Source organism: Myroides sp. C1519 (assembly GCF_038039755.1).
Classification (GTDB): domain Bacteria; phylum Bacteroidota; class Bacteroidia; order Flavobacteriales; family Flavobacteriaceae; genus Flavobacterium; species Flavobacterium phaeum_A.
Genome location: NZ_JBBPHM010000006.1, coordinates 125,295 through 145,370, shown reverse-complemented (window position 1 = coordinate 145,370; position 20,076 = coordinate 125,295). Strand labels below are relative to the sequence as shown.

Annotated in this window: 13 protein-coding genes; 6 read left to right on the top strand and 7 right to left on the bottom strand. The window is 32.2% G+C overall.

What is annotated here, in order from left to right:
* Positions 1-222: 222 nt before the first annotated feature.
* Positions 223-2,139: a polysaccharide biosynthesis protein gene (locus AABL81_RS05585; protein WP_341340536.1), complete on the top strand. Its 1,917-nt coding sequence runs from the start codon at positions 223-225 to the stop codon at positions 2,137-2,139.
* A gap of 231 nt (positions 2,140-2,370) precedes the next feature.
* Here the strand turns inward: AABL81_RS05585 and metK are convergent, their stop codons facing one another.
* Positions 2,371-3,663 (bottom strand): methionine adenosyltransferase, encoded by a 1,293-nt coding sequence (gene metK, locus AABL81_RS05580; RefSeq protein ID WP_158211256.1) that lies wholly within the window; start codon positions 3,661-3,663, stop codon positions 2,371-2,373.
* A gap of 387 nt (positions 3,664-4,050) precedes the next feature.
* On the opposite strand from metK, the gene AABL81_RS05575 reads away from it, so the two are divergent.
* Both AABL81_RS05575 and can read left to right on the top strand, forming a co-directional pair.
* Positions 4,051-4,692 (top strand): carbonic anhydrase family protein, encoded by a 642-nt coding sequence (locus AABL81_RS05575; protein WP_158211255.1) that lies wholly within the window; start codon positions 4,051-4,053, stop codon positions 4,690-4,692.
* A 10-nt stretch (positions 4,693-4,702) separates the two neighbouring features.
* On the top strand, positions 4,703-5,353 hold the full coding sequence (can, locus tag AABL81_RS05570) for a carbonate dehydratase (protein WP_158211254.1): 651 nt from the start codon (positions 4,703-4,705) through the stop codon (positions 5,351-5,353).
* Here the strand turns inward: can and AABL81_RS05565 are convergent.
* Together AABL81_RS05565 and rimK are read right to left on the bottom strand one after the other, a co-directional pair.
* Positions 5,350-6,516 carry an LETM1-related biofilm-associated protein gene (locus AABL81_RS05565; protein WP_341340535.1) on the bottom strand — a complete coding sequence of 389 codons (1,167 nt, stop codon included), beginning with the start codon at positions 6,514-6,516 and terminating at the stop codon, positions 5,350-5,352. The genes can and AABL81_RS05565 overlap by 4 nt on opposite strands.
* Before the next feature lie 48 nt (positions 6,517-6,564).
* Positions 6,565-7,929, bottom strand: coding sequence for a 30S ribosomal protein S6--L-glutamate ligase (gene rimK, locus AABL81_RS05560; RefSeq protein WP_158211252.1), 1,365 nt, complete (start codon positions 7,927-7,929; stop codon positions 6,565-6,567).
* Positions 7,930-8,069: 140 nt separating this feature from the next.
* Between rimK and AABL81_RS05555 the strand changes: the two genes are divergently transcribed.
* On the top strand, positions 8,070-8,828 hold the full coding sequence (locus AABL81_RS05555; RefSeq protein ID WP_341340534.1) for a glycosyltransferase family 2 protein: 759 nt from the start codon (positions 8,070-8,072) through the stop codon (positions 8,826-8,828).
* Positions 8,829-8,988: 160 nt separating this feature from the next.
* Here the strand turns inward: AABL81_RS05555 and AABL81_RS05550 are convergent, their stop codons facing one another.
* Positions 8,989-11,538, bottom strand: coding sequence for an ATP-dependent Clp protease ATP-binding subunit (locus tag AABL81_RS05550; RefSeq protein WP_341340533.1), 2,550 nt, complete (start codon positions 11,536-11,538; stop codon positions 8,989-8,991).
* Positions 11,539-11,820: 282 nt separating this feature from the next.
* Between AABL81_RS05550 and gyrA the strand changes: the two genes are divergently transcribed.
* Both gyrA and AABL81_RS05540 read left to right on the top strand, forming a co-directional pair.
* Complete coding sequence (gene gyrA / locus AABL81_RS05545; protein WP_341340532.1) at positions 11,821-14,364, top strand: DNA gyrase subunit A; 2,544 nt, start codon at positions 11,821-11,823, stop codon at positions 14,362-14,364.
* A gap of 23 nt (positions 14,365-14,387) precedes the next feature.
* Positions 14,388-15,659 carry a tetratricopeptide repeat protein gene (locus AABL81_RS05540; protein ID WP_341340531.1) on the top strand — a complete coding sequence of 424 codons (1,272 nt, stop codon included), beginning with the start codon at positions 14,388-14,390 and terminating at the stop codon, positions 15,657-15,659.
* A 118-nt stretch (positions 15,660-15,777) separates the two neighbouring features.
* On the opposite strand, the gene AABL81_RS05535 is transcribed toward AABL81_RS05540, so the two are convergent.
* From AABL81_RS05535 to AABL81_RS05525, 3 genes are all read right to left on the bottom strand, one after another.
* The gene (locus AABL81_RS05535) at positions 15,778-17,673 is read right to left on the bottom strand and encodes a DUF349 domain-containing protein (RefSeq protein ID WP_341340530.1); all 1,896 of its coding nucleotides are present in this window, start codon (positions 17,671-17,673) and stop codon (positions 15,778-15,780) included.
* Positions 17,674-17,802: 129 nt separating this feature from the next.
* Positions 17,803-18,555, bottom strand: a complete 753-nt coding sequence (locus AABL81_RS05530; RefSeq protein WP_158211247.1) for a shikimate dehydrogenase family protein — start codon at positions 18,553-18,555, stop codon at positions 17,803-17,805.
* 97 nt (positions 18,556-18,652) lie between these two features.
* On the bottom strand, positions 18,653-20,050 hold the full coding sequence (locus AABL81_RS05525; RefSeq protein ID WP_341340529.1) for a tetratricopeptide repeat protein: 1,398 nt from the start codon (positions 20,048-20,050) through the stop codon (positions 18,653-18,655).
* Positions 20,051-20,076: the final 26 nt, after the last annotated feature.

Genomic DNA, 20,076 nt, shown 5'->3' with positions numbered 1-20,076 from the left:
TTGAATCCCCAATCTCTATGAGGTTGGGGATTTTTTTTGCTCTAAACTGAAGGAGTTTAAATTATATTTTTTATTCTTTGAACATTATTTTAAAGAAGGGATTTTAACACTGTATTATTGGGTGAAAACACTGTTTTTTATAGTGAATTTAGAAACCAATCTAATTTTTAACTTTATATTTGTATGTTAAAGTTAACTACACTTTTTAAGGATTAAATTACTATGAAAAATGCTCTGAAGAGACAGTTGAAAAGGGATACGCCAAGAGGTATTATTTTTACTATTGATTTATTAATTGTAATATTTACTTATTTTGTATCAAGCCTTTTCTTAACTAATTTTTTTGGAAATTTCTCAATAGAAATTATGCTATTGAGAATTCCAGTTGTATTACTTTGTTATATAATTAGTTTTATATTTTTTAAACCTTTTAAAGGAGTAATTAGGCAGACAAGTATTAAGGATATTGAAACTATATTTCTTTCTTGTTTATTTGCTTCAATATTATTGACTATAACAAGTTCTTTACAACGCAATGGTTTGTTTGGAACTGAATTAGAAGATTTCTTAAGATATTCTTATTCTTTTATTTTACTTCATTTATCCCTGACTTCGGCAATGATGATCTTAGCGAGGTTGTTTTATAGTCAATTCTATAGAACCTATATTTTGGATGTAAGGAATCATAAACGCGTTATGATTTATGGGGCTGGTGATTCTGGAATTATTACAGTAGGAGCTCTGCAATCAGATACAAAAGTTAGAACTCAGATTGTAGGATTTATAGATGACAATAATGGTAAGGTTGGTAATAGAATTGGAGGGTATAAAGTTTATGCTCCAAATATTATTGATGAAGATTTTGTTACTTCACATAGAATAGATGAAATTATTATTTCTATTCAAAATATTAATCGTGAACGATTAAATGCTATTTCGGAGGTTTTAGAAAAGTTACCCGTAAAATTAAAAATTATTCCACCAGCAACGGATTGGTTAAATGGTGCTTATACGAATAAGCAAATTAAGGAATTAAAGATCGATGATTTATTAGGACGTAAGGCAATTCGACTTGATAATCCTGTTGTAGCTAATGAGATTACGGGAAAGGTAGTTGTAATTACAGGTGCTGCAGGTTCTATTGGTAGTGAGATTGCAAGACAGATTGCTCAATTGAACTTTGATAAGTTAATTCTTATTGATCATGCTGAATCTCCATTATATGATGTTCAACAAACAATGGAGTCTGATAAAAAAGATGATATTACTTATATTGTTGGAAATATAAGAGATGAGCAAAAGATGGATAGTATTTTTGAGTTGTATAAACCTAATATGGTTTATCATGCTGCTGCTTATAAGCATGTTCCTTTGATGGAGGCTTTTCCTTATGAGGCTATTCATACTAATATAAAAGGTACTAAAGTTATAGCAGATTTGTCTGTGAAGTACGGAGTTTCTAAGTTTGTAATGGTTTCTACTGATAAGGCTGTTAATCCTACAAATGTTATGGGAGCTACAAAACGTGCTGCTGAATTGTATGTAACATGTTTAAGAGATAATGGTAAGACAAACTTTATTGTTACTCGTTTTGGTAATGTTTTAGGATCAAATGGATCTGTGATTCCATTGTTTAAAAGACAAATTGATGCTGGAGGACCATTGACTGTAACACATCCTGATATTACACGTTATTTTATGACGATTCCTGAAGCATGTCAATTGGTATTAGAGGCATCAGTAATGGGACAAGGAGGTGAGATTTTTGTCTTTGATATGGGACAATCGATGAAGATATTCGATTTAGCAAAACGTATGATTCGTTTGAGTGGGTATAGTTATCCTGATGACATAGATATTAAGATAACTGGTTTACGCCCTGGAGAGAAGATTTTCGAGGAGTTGTTAGCAAATAACGAGAACACTGTTAAAACGCATCATGATAAGATTATGATTGCTAAAGTTAGTAATCAAGATTTAGTATTTGTTAAAGGTGCTTTAGAAACATTATGTGCAAATGTAGGTCACGGTGAAGAGCATGTAAATGCATTAAGTTTGGTTAAACAATTGAAATCTATTGTTCCAGAGTTTAAGTCACAGAATTCAGAATTTGAAAGTTTAGATACTATTAAGTCTTAGTGTTGAATATTTAGACTATATAAAAAAGGAAAAGGGATGTAATACATTGTATTACATCCCTTTTCCTTTTTTATTATGACCTATTTTTGTAAAAGTTAGTGGTCGAATATAAGTCTATTTACGGGGAGCTATTTAAGCTGTAATTAGTGAAATAATCTATATAAAGTAGATAGACTGGATAGTTTCGTGATAAAAAAAGAGAGTTACTTTTAAGTAACTCTCTTTTGTATATTATAAATTGAATTTATTTTGAATATCTTCAACTCGGTCTAATTTTTCCCAAGTGAATAATTCAACTTCAATTTCCTTAGTTTCTCCACCAGGTCTTGTGAAAACTTTTTGTACTATTTGTGGTTTACGTCCCATATGTCCGTAAGCAGCAGTTTCACTATAGATAGGGTTTCTTAACTTTAAGTTCTTTTCAATAAAGTAAGGTCTTAAGTCAAATAGTTCACTTACTTTTTGAGCAATTTCACCATCCGTTAAGTTTACATTACTTGTACCATACGTATTAATGTATAATCCAGTTGGTTTAGCAACACCGATTGCGTAAGAAACTTGTACTAAAACTTCATCAGCTACACCAGCAGCAACTAAGTTTTTAGCAATGTGTCTTGTAGCATAAGCAGCACTACGGTCAACTTTACTTGGATCTTTTCCTGAGAATGCACCACCACCGTGAGCACCTTTACCACCATATGTATCTACAATGATTTTTCTACCTGTTAATCCTGTATCTCCGTGAGGACCACCAATAACGAATACTCCAGTTGGATTGATTAAGTGCTCAATTTCTTCAGCATTCTCAAACAAGTATTGGTATTGAGGGTATTTAGCTAAAATACGAGGGATTAAGATTTCTTTGATATCTTTTTCAATCTTAGCTTGCATTTCTTTTTCAGCTTGTAATTTAGCTTCTAAAGTATCGTTTTCAGGCTTGATGAAGTCATCATGTTGCGTTGAAAGTACAATTGTTACAATACGAACAGGATTGTTGTTATCATCATATTCAAGAGTAATCTGACTTTTAGCATCAGGTCTTAAATAAGTAACTTCTGTATTTTCTCTACGAATAGCCGCAAGCTCTTGTAATAATTTGTGTGACAAGTCTAACGCCAATGGCATATAGTCTTCTGTTTCTTTTGTAGCGTAACCAAACATCATTCCTTGGTCACCAGCTCCTTGGTCTTCTTTGTTTCCACGATCTACCCCTTGATTGATATCAGCAGATTGTTCGTGAATAGCAGATAAGATACCACAAGAATTAGCCTCGAACATATATTCACTTTTCGTGTAACCAATTCGTTTGATTACATCACGAGCGATTTGTTGTACGTCTAAATATGTTTTTGATTTTACTTCTCCAGCAAGAACTACTTGACCTGTAGTAACTAATGTTTCACAAGCTACTTTAGACTCTTCGTCAAAAGCTAAAAAGTTGTCAATTAATGCATCAGAAATTTGATCTGCAATTTTATCTGGATGTCCTTCACTTACAGACTCAGATGTGAAGTAATAAGCCATAATGTTTTATTTTTTATGAATTTAAAAATAGAGGAAATGGCTAAAGGGAAAGTATAAGATTCTGCTTTAGCATTTTTTACCGAGGTTGCAATCAGTACAAATTCTTCCTCCTGTTATTTTGTGATGCAAATGTATTAACTATTTTATAATCAAAGCAAATATTTTTGATATTTATATTTATGTTAACGATTACTATATTATCACAATCGAAAAAATAACTGTGTTATATTTAGTTAACCTTGAAAGTAGGATTGTATTAAAGTTACTAAATAGGCTTTTTTTTTGTTTAATCGTTAAAAATACCAATAAAAATTATCAGTATCTTATTTAAGGGTGGATTTTTTGCTACATTTGCCCACGTATTTATATACCTTAAAAACAGAATACATGAGATTACATAACGTAGAAGACCAAAAGTCATTGACACCTGAATTAGCATTAGATTTTTTGAAAGAAGGAAATAAAAGGTTTGTGGCTAATCTCAAAGCACATAGTAACTTATTAGAACAAGTTAATGATACGAAGGGAAATCAGTTTCCTTTTGCTATAATTTTAAGTTGTATTGATAGTCGTACTTCTGCTGAGTTGATTTTTGATCAAGGACTTGGTGATATTTTCAGTACAAGAATTGCTGGAAACGTATTAAATGATGATATCATAGGATCGATGGAGTTTGCTTGTAAGTTAGCAGGTTCTAAATTGATTGTTGTTTTAGGACACTCTCATTGTGGAGCAATTACAGGAGCATGTAACGGGACTAAATTAGGACATTTAACAGATTTGTTAGCTAAAGTAGAGCCTTCAATTGCACATGTAAAGGAAACACATCCAGAGAAAGATATTAAATCTAAAGAAGCTGTTGATTTAGTGGCTTTTCATAATGTAGAGTACACAATTGACCATATTTTGAACAAAAGTTCAGTATTGAAAGATATGTATGATGGTGGAGAGATTGGTATTGTAGGCGCTTTTTATAAGGTTGAAACTGGAGAGGTTGATTTCGTAAAAGAAATGTTTATCAATAAGTAATTATATAATTTTGAAGCATAACGAGTTTTATAAAAAGATTCTTGATAATAATAAAGCTTGGGTAGAAGAGAAGCTCTCTTTAAATCCGAATTATTTCAAGAGACTTTGTGAACGTCAAACACCACCGTTATTATGGATTGGATGTTCTGATAGCAGGGTTCCCGCTAATGAAATAATAGGTGCAGAGCCAGGAGATGTATTTGTACATAGAAATATTGCAAATATGGTTATTCACTCAGACATGAATATGTTAAGTGTGCTCGATTATGCTGTCAATATTTTAAAGGTTAAGAACATCATTGTTTGTGGTCACTACGGATGTGGTGGAGTATTAGCAGCAATGAAAAACGAATCTTACGGATTGTTAGATAACTGGATTCGTCATATAAAAACGGTTTATCGCTTGCATAATGTCGAGTTAGATCAAATCGAAGATGAAACAGTTCGCTTTAATCGCTTTGTAGAACTAAATGTTCACGAGCAAGTTTACGATTTAGCAAAAACGTCTATTGTACAAGCTGCATGGGCGAGAAAACAAGAGTTAAGCATACACGGTTGGGTATATGGACTTAACTCAGGTTATGTTACTGATTTAGAAGTTAACGTAACTAATAATCAAGACTTAGATGAAGTATATCAACTTCGTTTTAAAAAAATCTAATTATCGTCTAAATTTTCATTGAAAGATGAAGGCAATAATGAAGGTATAAATTTTAATATTATCGGTAGGAGTATAGTACCTCCTGGTAATAAGAATATAGCAAGAGAAGGAATGGTTTTAATGATTTCAATCGTTTGTTTTTTAACCATTTTTTTCTCTTCTGTACTCAAATCTCTATGCGTAGAGTCCATCACAAGTTTTGTAAGCTGTGTATTTTTTTGGAACTCTTTTACTATTCTATCTTTATTTCTTATTAGTAAAGTTCTGATATAACTTGACGAGTTTTCTACTACATTGTCAAATAAGTTACTTGATCTTAAATAATAGTAGTCATTATTTCTTTTGGCTACAAATTCTAAAAAACAACTTTTACTTTCTTCTAATTCTTCCTTTTTATCAGTAAATGAGATATACAATTCTCTAATATAAGAAGGAATAATTAATTCTTTTGTGTCGTTATTCCACGAATTACAAATAACAAAGTCTGAGATAAAGTTTACTTCTAAAGGAGAAGGATATTTCTGTCTTTCCTCTATAGTTGCAGTATTCATTGTTTTTTGTAAGAAATCAATAAGCTTGTTATCTGCATCATTTCTCGTGTCTTTTTGTTCTTTAAAAAGAGTGATGATGGTCGTAAGGCTTTCCGCCATATAGCTACTATAAATATTAGGATTAGAATCTTTATTTACAAAAGCTTCAAAAGCTAAAATATCAATAGAAAGTAAAATCATATTCAATACAAAATCATTGTTTTTTGATTGTGAAAAGAAATGATCTTTCATTCTAAGGGTAAAAATACTTTCTAATTGAGAGTAAGGATTCTTATCACTAAAAAATGAAGTAAAAATATTGTCTTTATGAGGAATGAGAAGTTGATAAAAAGAAATCAACTTAGCGATGAAGTCATCATGATTACTTTCTGGGTATTTAATGTAATACACTTTTTCTAAAAGCTGTAAATAACAAACCTTAGCAAGTTCTTCTTGTGTGTATTTAAAGTTTTGGAAAGCAGGAGGTAGCTCGTTTATATCTATAGCGCCAAAACTAAAGCCTATTGTTCTTATAGACTGACTTACTTGTTCGTAATCGTTACTTTGGAAGATATTAAAGCTGTCGTGTTTTTCAAAATATTTCTTAATCCAACCAGATGTAGATGGGTTCATATTATTTAGTTTTTAGTTTAAACAGAAAGTGGCAGCAATTGCCACCACTTACCATTTTACTTGTTTCTCTATCGCTTTAATCATTTCTGATGCAATATCTTTATTTGTAGCTCCTTCAATTCCTTCTAAACCAGGAGATGAGTTAACTTCTAATAAAAGAGGACCTTTTGCTGATCGGATAATATCTACACCAGCTACTTTTAAGTTCATCGCTTTAGCAGCCTTAATAGCTATTTTTTTCTCTTCAGGTGTTACTTTAATAATAGATGCAGTACCACCTAAGTGAATATTAGCTCTAAATTCACCAGGAACAGCTTCACGTTGAATTGCAGCTACAACTTTACCATCGATTACAAAACATCTGATATCCTTTCCATTTGCTTCTTTGATAAACTCTTGAACAAGGATATTAGCATTTAAGCTTTTAAAGGCATTAATCACACTTTCTGCTGCTTTCTTAGTTTCTGCAAGTACTACTCCTTTACCTTGCGTACCCTCTAATAATTTAACGATAAGCGGACTACCACCAACCATTTTAATTAAGTCATTAGTATCTAACGGTGAGTTAGCAAATCCCGTAGTAGGAATGTCAATACCATTGTTTAATAATAATTGAAGCGAGAATAACTTATCACGTGATTGCGCAATGGCAGCAGCATTGTTTAAGCTATATACTTTTAACGATTCAAAATGTCTTGTAAGTGCACAACCATAGTAAGTCATACTTGGTCTAATACGCGGAATTACAGCATCAAAATCATTTAAAATACGCCCACCTCTATAGTGAATTTCAGGTTGGTTAGCATCTAACTTCATATAGCAATACTTTAGATTTAAGAAGTGCATTTCGTGTCCTCTTAATTCCCCAGCTTCAATAATTCGTTTGTTGCTATATAATTCTGGATTACTTGCTAATAAACCAATACGCAACCCTTTTTTCTCTGTTTTAGGTTTTGTATAATATTCTTCTAATTTTTCTGTAGTAGGTTGTCCTAATAAGAAGTGTTGTTCTGGATCTACAAGTACACGACCACCCATTGCTTCACGTCCTAATAGCATACGATATCCCATTGAATCTCTATTTGTAAGAGTCAATTCGATTTCCCAAGAGTTATCTGCAATAGAGATTTCTGTTTTAATTACAAAACGAGATTCTCTTGAACCACTTGAACTCTTGACAATTCTTTTGTCTATAACCTTAGCTTCACAGTGAATGATAGTTTTACCATTGTGTTGAAGAGGATTAACATCAAACTTAACCCACTTTTCTCCATCTTTCTCAAAAGGTGTAATATTTACAGCGTGTAAAGCTGACGTTTTAGCACCTGAATCCACTCTTGCTTTAATAGCGGGGATATTTAAGGTAGAAAAAGAACACCATTCTTCACTACCAACAATAACTTTGTCTAACATATATAATAATTCTAATGCGAATGTAGTATTTTAAATATAATGCTTTTATATGGGAATGAAAAAAAATTGCAAATAATTATTTTTAATTAAGAATGGTTTATGTGTTATATTTACAACTTTATTTTAAACAGGATTCAAGCATGGCAATTAGTGGATTGGTTATTACTTTTAATGAAGAGAAAAATATCGAAAAATGCGTAAAGGAATTGTTTCAGGTATGTGATGAAGTAATTGTAATTGATTCAAATAGTTCTGATCGTACCGTTGAAATTGCAAAAGAAAATGGTGCAAAAGTATTTTTACAAGCATATTTAGGAGATGGTCCTCAAAGAGTTTATGGTCTACAATTTTGTAAAAATGATTGGATAATGAACTTAGATGCAGATGAATATTTAGACAAAGATGCAATATCTTTTGTGTTGGAAGGAAAGTATTTATCTCAGAAATATGATAGTTATAGTTTTAGAGTAAAGAATTATTTAGGAAGTAAGTTGATTGATTTTTCTGGATGGTATCCAGACTCAAAAGTTAGATTCTTTAATAAACAGACAGCTACACCTTCAAGTGATATGGTTCATCAGAAAATTTTGACTACAAATGAAGTTAAAGTTAATGTGCATATTTTACACTACGGATGGAGTTCTTATGAACAAATTATAGCAAAGAAGAATCAATATTCAACTTGGCACGCTCAACAGCTTTTTGATAAAGGAAAACGCATTAATGGAGGAAAGCCAATTTTAAATGGTTTAGTTGCATTTATAAGATGTTATTTTTTTAAGAAAGGATTTTTAAATGGAATCGATGGATTGACTATTGCCATGATCCAGGCTTTTTTTTCGTATATGAAATATGTGAAGTTAATTCATTTGCAACGTGCAAATAAGAGTAGTAAATAGATAAATTATAGACATAAAAAAGGAGGTAAACCAGTGTGCTTCCTTTTTTTTTATGTCTAATATGTTTAAGTTACGATTAAAAGTATTGTAGCATTAAACGTAATAAAATATTTGTATAAGAAAAAATCCCAACCTACTAACAGGTTGGGATTTTTTCTTATTATTTAGAAGTACTCTCTGAAGAGTTAACTTTTATTTCAAGTTGAGTTTTTTCCTCATTAAGAACCATTTCTATTGAATCACCAGTGGTAATTTTAGAATTAACGATGTCTTCTGCAAGAGGGTCTTCAATGTATTTTTGAATAGCTCTTTTTAAAGGTCGAGCACCATATTGTTTGTCAAAACCTTTTTCAGCAATAAAGTCTTTCGCTTCAGTACTTAAAGTGATCTTGTAACCTAAATCTTCAATTCTTGCATACAACTTCACCAATTCGATATCTATAATTAAATCAATATCTTTTTTCTCAAGTGCATTGAATACGATAATATCATCAATACGGTTTAAGAACTCAGGAGCAAATGCTTTTTTAAGTGCATTTTCAATGATTGATTTAGAATGAGCCTCAGATTGTTCTTTCTTAGCTGTAGTTCCAAAACCAACCCCTTGACCGAAGTCTTTTAACTGACGTGCTCCAATGTTTGAAGTCATAATGATGATTGTGTTTCTAAAATCAACCTTACGCCCTAAACTATCTGTTAAATGTCCGTCATCAAGAACTTGAAGCAACATATTAAATATATCTGGATGTGCTTTTTCAATTTCATCAAATAGAATAACACTATAAGGTTTTCTTCTGATTTTTTCAGTTAATTGACCACCTTCTTCGTAACCTACGTATCCTGGAGGCGCTCCAACTAATCTTGAAACCGCAAATTTCTCCATGTACTCACTCATATCGATACGGATTAGTGCATCTTCAGAGTCAAACATTTCTTTAGCAATAACTTTCGCTAATTGTGTTTTACCTACACCTGTTTGTCCTAAGAAAATGAACGAACCAATAGGTCTGTTAGGATCTTTTAAGCCAGCTCTATTGCGTTGAATAGCTTTAGCAATCTTTTCAACCGCCTCGTTTTGGCCAATTACTTTACCTTTAATTAACTGAGGTAAATTTGCTAATTTAGTTATTTCTTTTTCCGCAATTCTATTTACAGGAATACTTGTCATTATTGAAACCACATCAGCTACATCATCTTCAGTAACTACAATACGGTTGTTTTTAACATCGCTTTCCCAGTTTTCCTGAGCTATTTCAAGTTCCTTTTCATACTTTTTCTCATCATCTCTTAAACGCGCCGCTTCTTCGTATTTTTGCTTTTTCACCATCTCGTTCTTTTCCTCTTTCACTTGCTCAAGTTTTTGCTCAAGTTCAACAATGTTTTCAGGAACGTTTATGTTGGTAATATGCACACGAGAACCTACTTCGTCTAAAGCGTCAATAGCCTTGTCTGGTAAGAAGCGATCACTCATATATCTGTTAGTTAACTTCACACAAGCCTCAATAGCTTCAGGAGTATAAGTAACATTATGGTGGCTTTCATATTTATCTTTAATGTTGTTCAAAATGATAATTGTTTCATCAACAGAAGTTGGTTCAACAATCACTTTTTGGAAACGACGTTCAAGCGCACCATCTTTCTCTATATGTTGTCTAAATTCGTCTAACGTAGTTGCACCCACACATTGGATTTCTCCTCTTGCAAGAGCAGGTTTAAACATGTTAGAAGCGTCAAGAGAACCAGTAGCACCACCAGCCCCAACGATAGTGTGAATTTCATCAATGAACAGAATAATATCATCATTCTTTTCAAGCTCGTTCATCACAGCTTTCATACGCTCTTCAAACTGACCTCTGTATTTAGTACCAGCCACTAAGCTTGCTAAATCAAGCGTAACAACTCTTTTGTTAAACAGAATACGTGAAACTTTCTTTTGTACAATGCGCAAAGCAAGTCCTTCAGCAATAGCTGATTTACCCACTCCAGGTTCTCCGATTAAAAGAGGGTTGTTTTTCTTACGTCTACTCAAGATTTGAGAAACGCGTTCAATTTCTTTATCACGACCAACAACGGGGTCAAGTTTCCCATTTTCAGCCATTTCAGTTAAATCACGGCCGAAATTATCTAAAACAGGAGTTTTAGTTCTTTTTGCAGTTTTAGTATTTGAACTGTCATTTTTGTCAGAGTTTTTGCTGTCATTTTGTCCTGGTTCTTCAAAAGTTTCTGCTTTTGGAGAATCAAAGATGTCATCGGCATCCGTTTTATCTGTATCTTGAAAGTTTAAATACTCTTGTTTAATAGCCTCATAATCAACCTTCATTTTGTTTAAAACTTGCGTAGAAGGATCATCGCTGTTTTTAAGAATACAAAGAAGTAAATGAACAGTGTTAATCTCTTCATTTTTAAATAGTTTAACTTCTAAGTATGTTAATCTAAGAGCACGTTCAGCTTGCTTCGTAAGGTGCAGAGCAGCTTTGTTATTTAAGAGCTCTTTGCTTGGAGATGCTGGGTTTAAAGATTCTATTTTATGTCGTAGAAAATCTATATCTATATCTAAATTGTGTAAAATAGTAGATGCTTCACCATGCTCAACTCTTAATAGTCCAAGTAATAAGTGTTCAGTACCGATAAAGTCGTGGCCAAGTCTTAATGCCTCGTCTTTACTATAAGAAATCACATCTTTTACTTCTTGTGAAAAATTATCGTCCATTTTTAATATAAATTAGGTGAATAATCAATAATTGTCTTGATAGGTGCAAAAAGCGTACCCATACAATTAAACATGACAGTAGCTAATTGACAAAAAAAAATCTTAATAAAAAAACTTGTTAAGAGGTTTTTTAAAAAATATTTGATAGATGTAAGTTATTCTGTAAAAATGATTTTAAAACTTAAAAAATCAAATGAAATACTTAAGTGAAAACGTGTATTAAACCTATAAAAAACGTATATTAGCGCGTTTAATAATTGACAATTTTAATTTTATATACTTATGTCTGAAGGAGAAAAGTTAATTCCTATTAACATAGAGGAGCAAATGAAATCTGCCTATATCGATTACTCGATGTCAGTTATTGTTTCCAGAGCTCTTCCTGATGTTAGAGATGGCTTAAAACCTGTTCATCGAAGAGTATTATTTGGAATGTATGAATTAGGCGTAATGTCTAATCGAGCTCATAAGAAATCTGCGAGAATTGTAGGAGAAGTTTTAGGTAAATATCACCCACATGGAGATACCTCAGTATACGATGCTATGGTGCGTATGGCTCAGGATTGGAGTATGCGTTATTTACTTGTTGATGGGCAAGGTAACTTTGGATCTGTGGATGGCGATAGTCCAGCGGCAATGCGTTATACAGAGGCAAGAATGAAGAAGATGTCTGAAGAGATTCTTGCTGATATTGACAAAGAAACTGTTGACTTTCAATTAAACTTTGACGACACTTTAGAGGAACCAAGAGTAATGCCAACACGTATTCCAAACTTATTGGTTAACGGTGCTTCAGGTATTGCAGTAGGTATGGCTACTAATATGGCACCTCACAACTTATCTGAGGTTATTGATGGTACATTGGCTTATATCGATAATAACGATATAGAAATTGATGAGCTAATGAACTATATTAAAGCTCCAGATTTCCCAACAGGAGGTATTATTTATGGTTACGAAGGAGTTCGTGAAGCTTTCAAAACTGGTCGTGGACGTGTTGTAATGCGTGCTAAAGCAAGTTTTGAAGAAGTTGACGGAAGAGAAAGTATTGTGGTTACTGAGATCCCTTATCAAGTGAATAAAGCAGAAATGATTAAGAAAACTGCTGAAGCTATTAATGATAAGAAGATTGAAGGGATTGCTACTATCCGTGATGAGTCTGACCGTAACGGTATGCGTATTGTTTACGTTTTAAAGCGTGATGCAGTGCCTAACATTGTATTGAATACGCTTTACAAATACACTCAATTACAATCATCTTTCAGTGTAAATAACATTGCTTTGGTTAATGGACGACCACAAATGTTAGATCTAAAAGAATTAATCTATCATTTCGTTGAACATAGACACGATGTTGTTACTCGTCGTACGCAATTCGAGTTGAGAAAAGCGGAAGAAAGAGCACATATTTTAGAAGGTTTGATCATTGCTTCTGATAATATTGATGAAGTAATTGCATTAATTCGTTCTTCAAACAATGCTGATGAAGCAAGAGCTAAATTAATTGAGCGTTTTGCTTTATCTGAAATTCAAGCAAAAGCAATTGTTGAAATGCGTCTACGTCAATTAACAGGACTGGAGCAAGACAAATTGCGTGCTGAATATGATGAAATCATGAAGTTAATTAATCATTTAAGAGAGTTGTTAGCAAGTAAAGAGCTAAGAATGAACTTGATTAAAGAGGAGTTAATTGAAGTAAAAGAGAAGTTTGGTGATGAGCGTCGTTCTGTAATTGAATATGCAGGAGGTGATGTAAGTATCACTGACTTAATCGCTGATGAGCAAGTAGTAATTACTATTTCTCACGCTGGTTATGTTAAGAGAACGCCGTTATCAGAGTATAAAACACAAAATAGAGGGGGAGTAGGACAAAAATCTGCAGGTACAAGAGACCAAGATTTCTTAGAGCATATGTATGTTGCTACAAACCACCAATATATGTTGTTCTTTACACAAAAAGGTAAATGTTACTGGATGAGAGTTTATGAAATTCCAGAAGGTACAAAAACAAGTAAAGGACGTGCTATTCAGAACTTGATTAATATCGAGAACGATGATAAAGTAAAAGCATTTATCTGTACACAAGACTTAAAAGACGAAGAGTACATCAACAATCACTTTGTGATTATGGCTACTAAACAAGGTCAAGTTAAAAAGACTCCTTTAGAGCAATATTCTCGTCCACGTCAAAATGGTATTAATGCAATTACGATCAAAGAAGATGATGAACTATTAGAAGCTAAATTAACGGATGGTAAGAGTAAAGTATTACTTGCTTTAAAATCAGGTAAATTAGTTCGTTTTGACGAAGAGAAAACTCGTCCAATGGGTAGAACAGCATCTGGAGTTCGTGGTATTACATTAGCAGATGAGAAAGACGAGGTAATCGGAATGGTATCTGTAAGTGACTTGGATAGTGAAATTCTTGTAGTTTCTGAAAATGGTTATGGAAAACGTTCTGCATTGGATGAATATAGAGAAACAAACCGTGGTGGTAAAGGTGTGAAAACAATGAATATCACAGATAAAACAGGTTTGTTAGTATCTATTAATTCTGTTACAGATATGGACGACTTGATGATTATTAATAAATCAGGTTTAACTATCCGTATGAGAGTATCTGATCTTAGAGTTATGGGGCGTGCTACACAAGGAGTTAGATTGATTAATATCAAAGATAACGATTCAATTGCTGCTGTTTGTAAAGTAATGCGTGAAGATGACGAAGAGATTGAAAATGTAAACTTAGATGAAGATGGAAATATTATTTTAGATATTGATACTGAGAATACAACAGACGATACAACAGGTGAAACTTTAGAATAGAAAGTAGAAAAAACTATATAAATATGAATAAAGGTTATGTTTACTTATTGTCAGCTTTGATGGTATCAGGGTTAACAATGGCTCAAAAAAAAGAACTTAAAGACGCTGAAAAAGCTGTTAAGAAAGGTAATGTTGTTGAAGCAAAAGCTGCATTGAAAGCTGTTGAGGCAGTTTTAGGAAATGCTTCTGCTGCTGAGAAAGCACAATACTATGGTCTTCAAGGGAATTTAGCATTTGCTCAGATTCAAAAAGATGTAGATGTAGATAACAATGTTGATGCAATCATTGAATCTTTCCGTAAACTAAACGAATTTGAATCTAATAAAGGAAGTAAAATCGTTAAGTTAGCTAATGAAGAGATTACTACAGTAGGAACTAAAGTTGTTGGTAAAGCAATTGAAGACAATGGTTCTAAAAATTATAAAGGTGCTACAAGACGTTTTACACAAGCTTATGAATTAAATCCTAAAGATACAGTATATTTATACTATGCTGCATCTACGGCTATTAACTCTAAAGATTACGAGACTGCAATTAAAAACTATAAAAAGTTAATTGATTTAGGATACGACGGAAGTGAATCATACTATACTGCAGTTGAAAAAACTTCAGGACAAGTACAAAGCTTTGGGAAAGATTCTAAAATGCGTGACTTAATGGTAAAACAAGGAACTCACACGGATCCTAAGTTTGTAAAAGAGGAGTCTAAAAGACCTGAAATCGTAAAAAATCTTGCTTTAATCTATTATCAAGAAGGTAAATATGATGAAGCTGAAAAAGCTGTTGCAGAAGCAAGAAGAAGTAATCCAAATGATATGAACTTATTATTAACGCATATGGACTTATACTTAAAGTCTAATAATATGGGTAAATATGAGGAATTAGCAAAAGAAGCTTTATCTAAAAATCCTAATGATGATGTATTGTTATACAATTTAGGAGTTACAAGTTTTCAAGCAGGTAAATACGAACAAGCACGTAAATATTACGAAGATGCTATTCGTGTAAATCCAAAGTCTGAGAATGCTTATTTAAACATGGCTTTCTTAAAATTGCAGCCAGATCAAGACATTACTAATCAAATGAATAGTTTAGGTCTTTCTGCTGCTGATAATAAGAAATATGATGCATTACAAAAGAAAAAACACGCTATTTATAAGGATGCAATGAATGACTTAGAAAAAGTTATTTCTATTAATCCAGAAAATGATTCAGCTGTAACTACTTTGAAAAATATTTATCGTGCATTAGAAATGAACGATAAATTAAAAGCATTAGAAGCTAAAACTAAATAGTCTTATAAGATTATCAATAGATAGAAAAGCCCAATGAATTTAATTCATTGGGCTTTTCTTATTTATAAAAGAGAGAAGTAATAAAAAAGGAACAAATAATTATTTGTTCCTTTTTTTACTATTCGTTATCCATTTCTCTGATTTGATTTAATTTATCTTCCCAGATCTTTAGATCATCTCTATGTTTTTCAATGTTTTTATTTACTTCTTTTACAAATGGATTGTCATTTGTTGGGTTTTGAATATATGCTAAGTTGTTCTCTAATTGTAAGATGTTAGAATTAACTTCATCTATCTTACGTTGAATAAATACAGCTTCATTTTGAAGTTTTCTTTTGTCATTAGATTCTAAAATAGACTCTAAACGATTATTAAATTTAACAGCTTCAGTTTCACGTTTACTCATACTTAGCTTGTCAAATAGAACATCAAGTATTTTATTAAACTTACCTTCAATAAAGCGTTTGTTTTGCGCAACACGGCCAAGGCTTTTCCAATTGTTGATATGATTTTTAATCTCTGCAAGATCTGTTTTATGATCTCCAGATAATTGAAAACCTTTCATCAAGTCTAAATATTCTTTCTTTCTATTGTAAACTTCTTGTTCTTCTTGCATTTCGCTATTCTTAATAGAGTGTAAGCGGTCAAAGTAAGAATTACAAGCCTCTTTAAACTCTTTCCATAATTGGTCTGAATGTTTACGAGGTACGTGTCCAATAAGCTTCCAATCGTCTTGAATCTTTTTCATGATAGGAGTAACTCTATCAAAATCTTCGCTATCTTTTAATTCATTAGCTTTTTCAATTAAGGCAACTTTTTTTGCGTAGTTGTCTTGTTGATCTCTTTTAAGTTCTTTATAGAAAGCGTTTTTACTACTATTAAAATTTCTTGTAGCTAACTTAAATAAATCCCAAACAGCTTCATTATTTTCAATTGGTACCTTACCGATAGAGAAGAAGCGTTGTCTTAATTCTTCAACGCGTTTAATCTCTTTTTGCCAAATATTGTGGTTACTAATCTTTTGTTTAGACAATTGATCAATTTCACTAATGATAGCAACTTTTAAGTTCAAGTTCTCTTTTTCTACCACGCGTAATTTATCAAATAGCAGTTCTCTTTTGTCGTGTAGTTGTTTTGTAATGTCGCTAAACTGCTCCCAAATTTGTTCTCTAACTTCTCTGTCAACAGGGCCAATTTCTTCTTTCCAAATACGGTGCAATGTTTGTAATTCTCTAAAAGCTTTAATTACATCATTGGCAGATAGTAATTCTTGAGCTCTTGTAATTAACTTTTGCTTTTGTTCTAAGTTATATTTGAAGTCTAAATCTCTTGATTCTCTATCTAAGTGAAGTTGATCGTAAAATCTCTCAATTTGGAAGTGATAGTTGTTCCATACGTGGTTATATTTATCTTTAGGAATTGGTCCTGCAGATTTCCACGCATCTCTTAATTCTGCTAATTGTTTTAGCGCATCTGCTCCTTGTTCACTGTTTTCAACTAAATTCTTTAGTTTATCAATGATCTCAAGGCGTTTATCCAGATTTGTATTTAGATTGTTTTGTAATTGCTTGTAGTATGCATTTTTCAACGTTCTAAACTCGTCATATTCTTTATCAAACTCAACCTTAATAGGTAAGTGGTAGTCGAAGTCAGCTTCAGAGGCATCAGGATTCTCTTCCAAGAAAGTCTCTTTTTTCTCTTCTAACAACTCATTATACTTGCGAAAGAATTCTTTTTTGATTTCTTCAGCAATGTCTTTGATAGCTGTTACCTTGTGATGTTTGACTAATTTGTGAAGTTCGTGCGTTAACTTTTCCATATCCAACTTTTCATAGTTTATGGTTGGAATATCTACTTGTTCGTGTAAAGCTAAATCCTCTCCTTCTTCAGCATTAGAAGCATTGATGGAATCGAGAGCTTTTTCTTTATCAGTTGGGACAACCTCACTTAAATTTGATTCCGGTTTTTGTCCATCTGCTTGCTCCTGCAGGTTATCATTCTTTTGTTCTAACATTTGTGAAAACTCTTTAGTTAAACAATAAATATAAAGTGCGATATATATGACACCTTCTCAAATTTAATAAAAAAAAATGAATAAACCCCTTTTTGTACTATAAGATTAATAACGTTTTTTATTTAACTCTTAATCCCTGGAGAACGGTCTGTTCCAAATTTTGTAGGCTTTCTCTGCTTGCAGTACCAACATTTCATAACCATTCTTTACTGTTGCTCCCTTTTCTTTAGCCAATTTCATTAGCATTGTTTCTTCTGGATTATAAATTAAGTCGTAAACAATATGTTTTTCTGTTACAAATTCCATTGGTACTTCAGGATATTGCTCAATATTTGGATATGTGCCAACGGGAGTCGTATTTATAAGAATTGTATGATCAGCTAAAATTTCTTTATTTAAATCTTTATAAGCTAAACTATCTTCACTGGCCGTTCTACTTACAAATTGAAATTTTATACCAAGTTTATTTAAAGCATATTCAATAGCTCTACTTGCGCCACCAGTACCAAGAATTAAAGCTTTTTTATGGCTGTTTTTCAACAAAGGCTTAATTGAGTGATAGAAACCATACCAATCAGTGTTATATCCTTTTAATTTACCTTTTTTAGTGATCTGAATTGTATTTACAGCTCCTATTTTTTTAGCTTTCTTACTCAAACTGTCTAAATAAGGAATGATTGATTGTTTATAAGGTATCGTTACATTTAAGCCAGTAATATTTTTATTAGCTTCGATTATGTCAGAAAACAGACTTATTTTCTCAATATCAAAATTCTCATAAGTACTATTACTGTCTTTTTTCTTATCAAATTTTTCTGCAAAGTAGGCTCTTGAAAAAGAATAATCAATATTTTTTCCAATTAATCCGTAGCGTTTAGTCATTTTAGTTAGTAGTTTTTAATCGAAGGATTAGTGAAGTAAAACATCCTTTGAAATTTGAGTATGAATATAAGAAAAAAAGCTATTCAAAAGAATAGCTTTATTTAGTTTCAAATTTCTTAATTATATTTTGAACAAGAGGGTTTTCCCATTGAGTAGGGAAGAACGTCTGAATGATTGTTCTCTTGTCAAAGTCTTTGTTCAAGGCCGTAGTTAAGTACTCTGTTCCTCTGTCAATATCGTGAATTGTAAAGTAAACAACGGCTAATCTGTAGTCGATGTCTGCTTCTTCAGGGTGAAAGTCTGCTATTTGTAATAACTTTTGAATTGATGACTCATATTCCCCTAAAAGATATAATACATCTGCCCAACCTGTCCAATTCTCAACAATGTAATTTCCGAGTTCGGCTGCTATTTTATAACCGCGTTCAGCTTCAGAAAAATTCAATAAACTTTTGTTTAAAATAGCATAACGTATCCAATATCTCTCATTAAACTCGTCAATCTGAATTGCTTTTTGAACATAGAACAATGCCTTGTCATAGTTTTCTTCTAATATACACAAGTCAGTTAGTGCTATCCAACCTTTGTCAAGCATTGGATCTTCGTGTACTGATCTTTTGTAAAACTGATAAGCCTGCGTATAGTTATTCAGTTTTTCATAACAAGCTCCAATGCGCATTAGCACAAAAGAAGTAGCATCATCTAATTCTAAAGTCACTAAGTAATTTGTAATAGCATCTTCAAACTTGTTTAACTTCTCAAGTGTTTTTCCTTTTTCTAAGTATGCACCTACAAACTCCTCGTCAATTAACGTAGCATAGTCAAATGCCCATTCTGCTTTCTTGTAGTTTTTAATTGTGAAATACTGTCTTCCCAACTGGTGCCAAGCGATTTCACTATATGGATTTCTATCAATAAATGCAGTTAAAAAGGTAATAGCTTCTTCATTTTCACTTAAAAAATCAAAACAGTACACAACATTGTATAAAGCAGATTGGTCCTCTTCATCGTTTTCTAAACACAAGATAAAGTTTTCTTTTGCCTTTTCAATATCATCTACCAGTAGGTACTCCATTCCTAATAGAGAATAAACATCTGCTAAGTCCTCTGTTAGTTCTAAAGCTTTTTTCAAAGACTCAATAGCCTCTAAGTGGTTGCCTTTTTTAGAATAAACCGTTGCACGTTGAATAAATACTTCTTCGTTTTGTGGATCGAGTATTTCGATCTCATTTAACAATCTATCTGCCGCTTCAAGCTTATTCTGAAATAATAATAATTCTACCTCTACTAATTTTAAACCAGTAGAGTTAGGATGTTGCTCTAATCCTAATTTAAGAGCCTTTTTTGCTAAATTCAATTTCCCGGAATCGAGATAATGCAAAATGATGTTCTCAAATTCTTCAGAGTCAAAAAATAAAACCTTGTTGGTTTTAAGCATTGACTCAAAACGAGAAAGAGATAATTTATTTTCTTCTTCGTCGTTATTTAAATGCATATAATAATATGTGTTTGTAAATTAGA

Bases quoted from the DNA above. Each gene is read 5' to 3' on its own strand.
- AABL81_RS05585 (WP_341340536.1), top strand. From the start codon at position 223: ATGAAAAATGCTCTGAAGAGACAGTTGAAAAGGGATACGCCAAGAGGT.
- metK (WP_158211256.1), bottom strand. From the start codon at position 3,663: ATGGCTTATTACTTCACATCTGAGTCTGTAAGTGAAGGACATCCAGAT.
- AABL81_RS05575 (WP_158211255.1), top strand. From the start codon at position 4,051: ATGAGATTACATAACGTAGAAGACCAAAAGTCATTGACACCTGAATTA.
- AABL81_RS05565 (WP_341340535.1), bottom strand. From the start codon at position 6,516: ATGAACCCATCTACATCTGGTTGGATTAAGAAATATTTTGAAAAACAC.
- rimK (WP_158211252.1), bottom strand. From the start codon at position 7,929: ATGTTAGACAAAGTTATTGTTGGTAGTGAAGAATGGTGTTCTTTTTCT.
- AABL81_RS05555 (WP_341340534.1), top strand. From the start codon at position 8,070: ATGGCAATTAGTGGATTGGTTATTACTTTTAATGAAGAGAAAAATATC.
- AABL81_RS05550 (WP_341340533.1), bottom strand. From the start codon at position 11,538: ATGGACGATAATTTTTCACAAGAAGTAAAAGATGTGATTTCTTATAGT.
- gyrA (WP_341340532.1), top strand. From the start codon at position 11,821: ATGTCTGAAGGAGAAAAGTTAATTCCTATTAACATAGAGGAGCAAATG.
- AABL81_RS05540 (WP_341340531.1), top strand. From the start codon at position 14,388: ATGAATAAAGGTTATGTTTACTTATTGTCAGCTTTGATGGTATCAGGG.
- AABL81_RS05535 (WP_341340530.1), bottom strand. From the start codon at position 17,673: ATGTTAGAACAAAAGAATGATAACCTGCAGGAGCAAGCAGATGGACAA.
- AABL81_RS05530 (WP_158211247.1), bottom strand. From the start codon at position 18,555: ATGACTAAACGCTACGGATTAATTGGAAAAAATATTGATTATTCTTTT.
- AABL81_RS05525 (WP_341340529.1), bottom strand. From the start codon at position 20,050: ATGCATTTAAATAACGACGAAGAAGAAAATAAATTATCTCTTTCTCGT.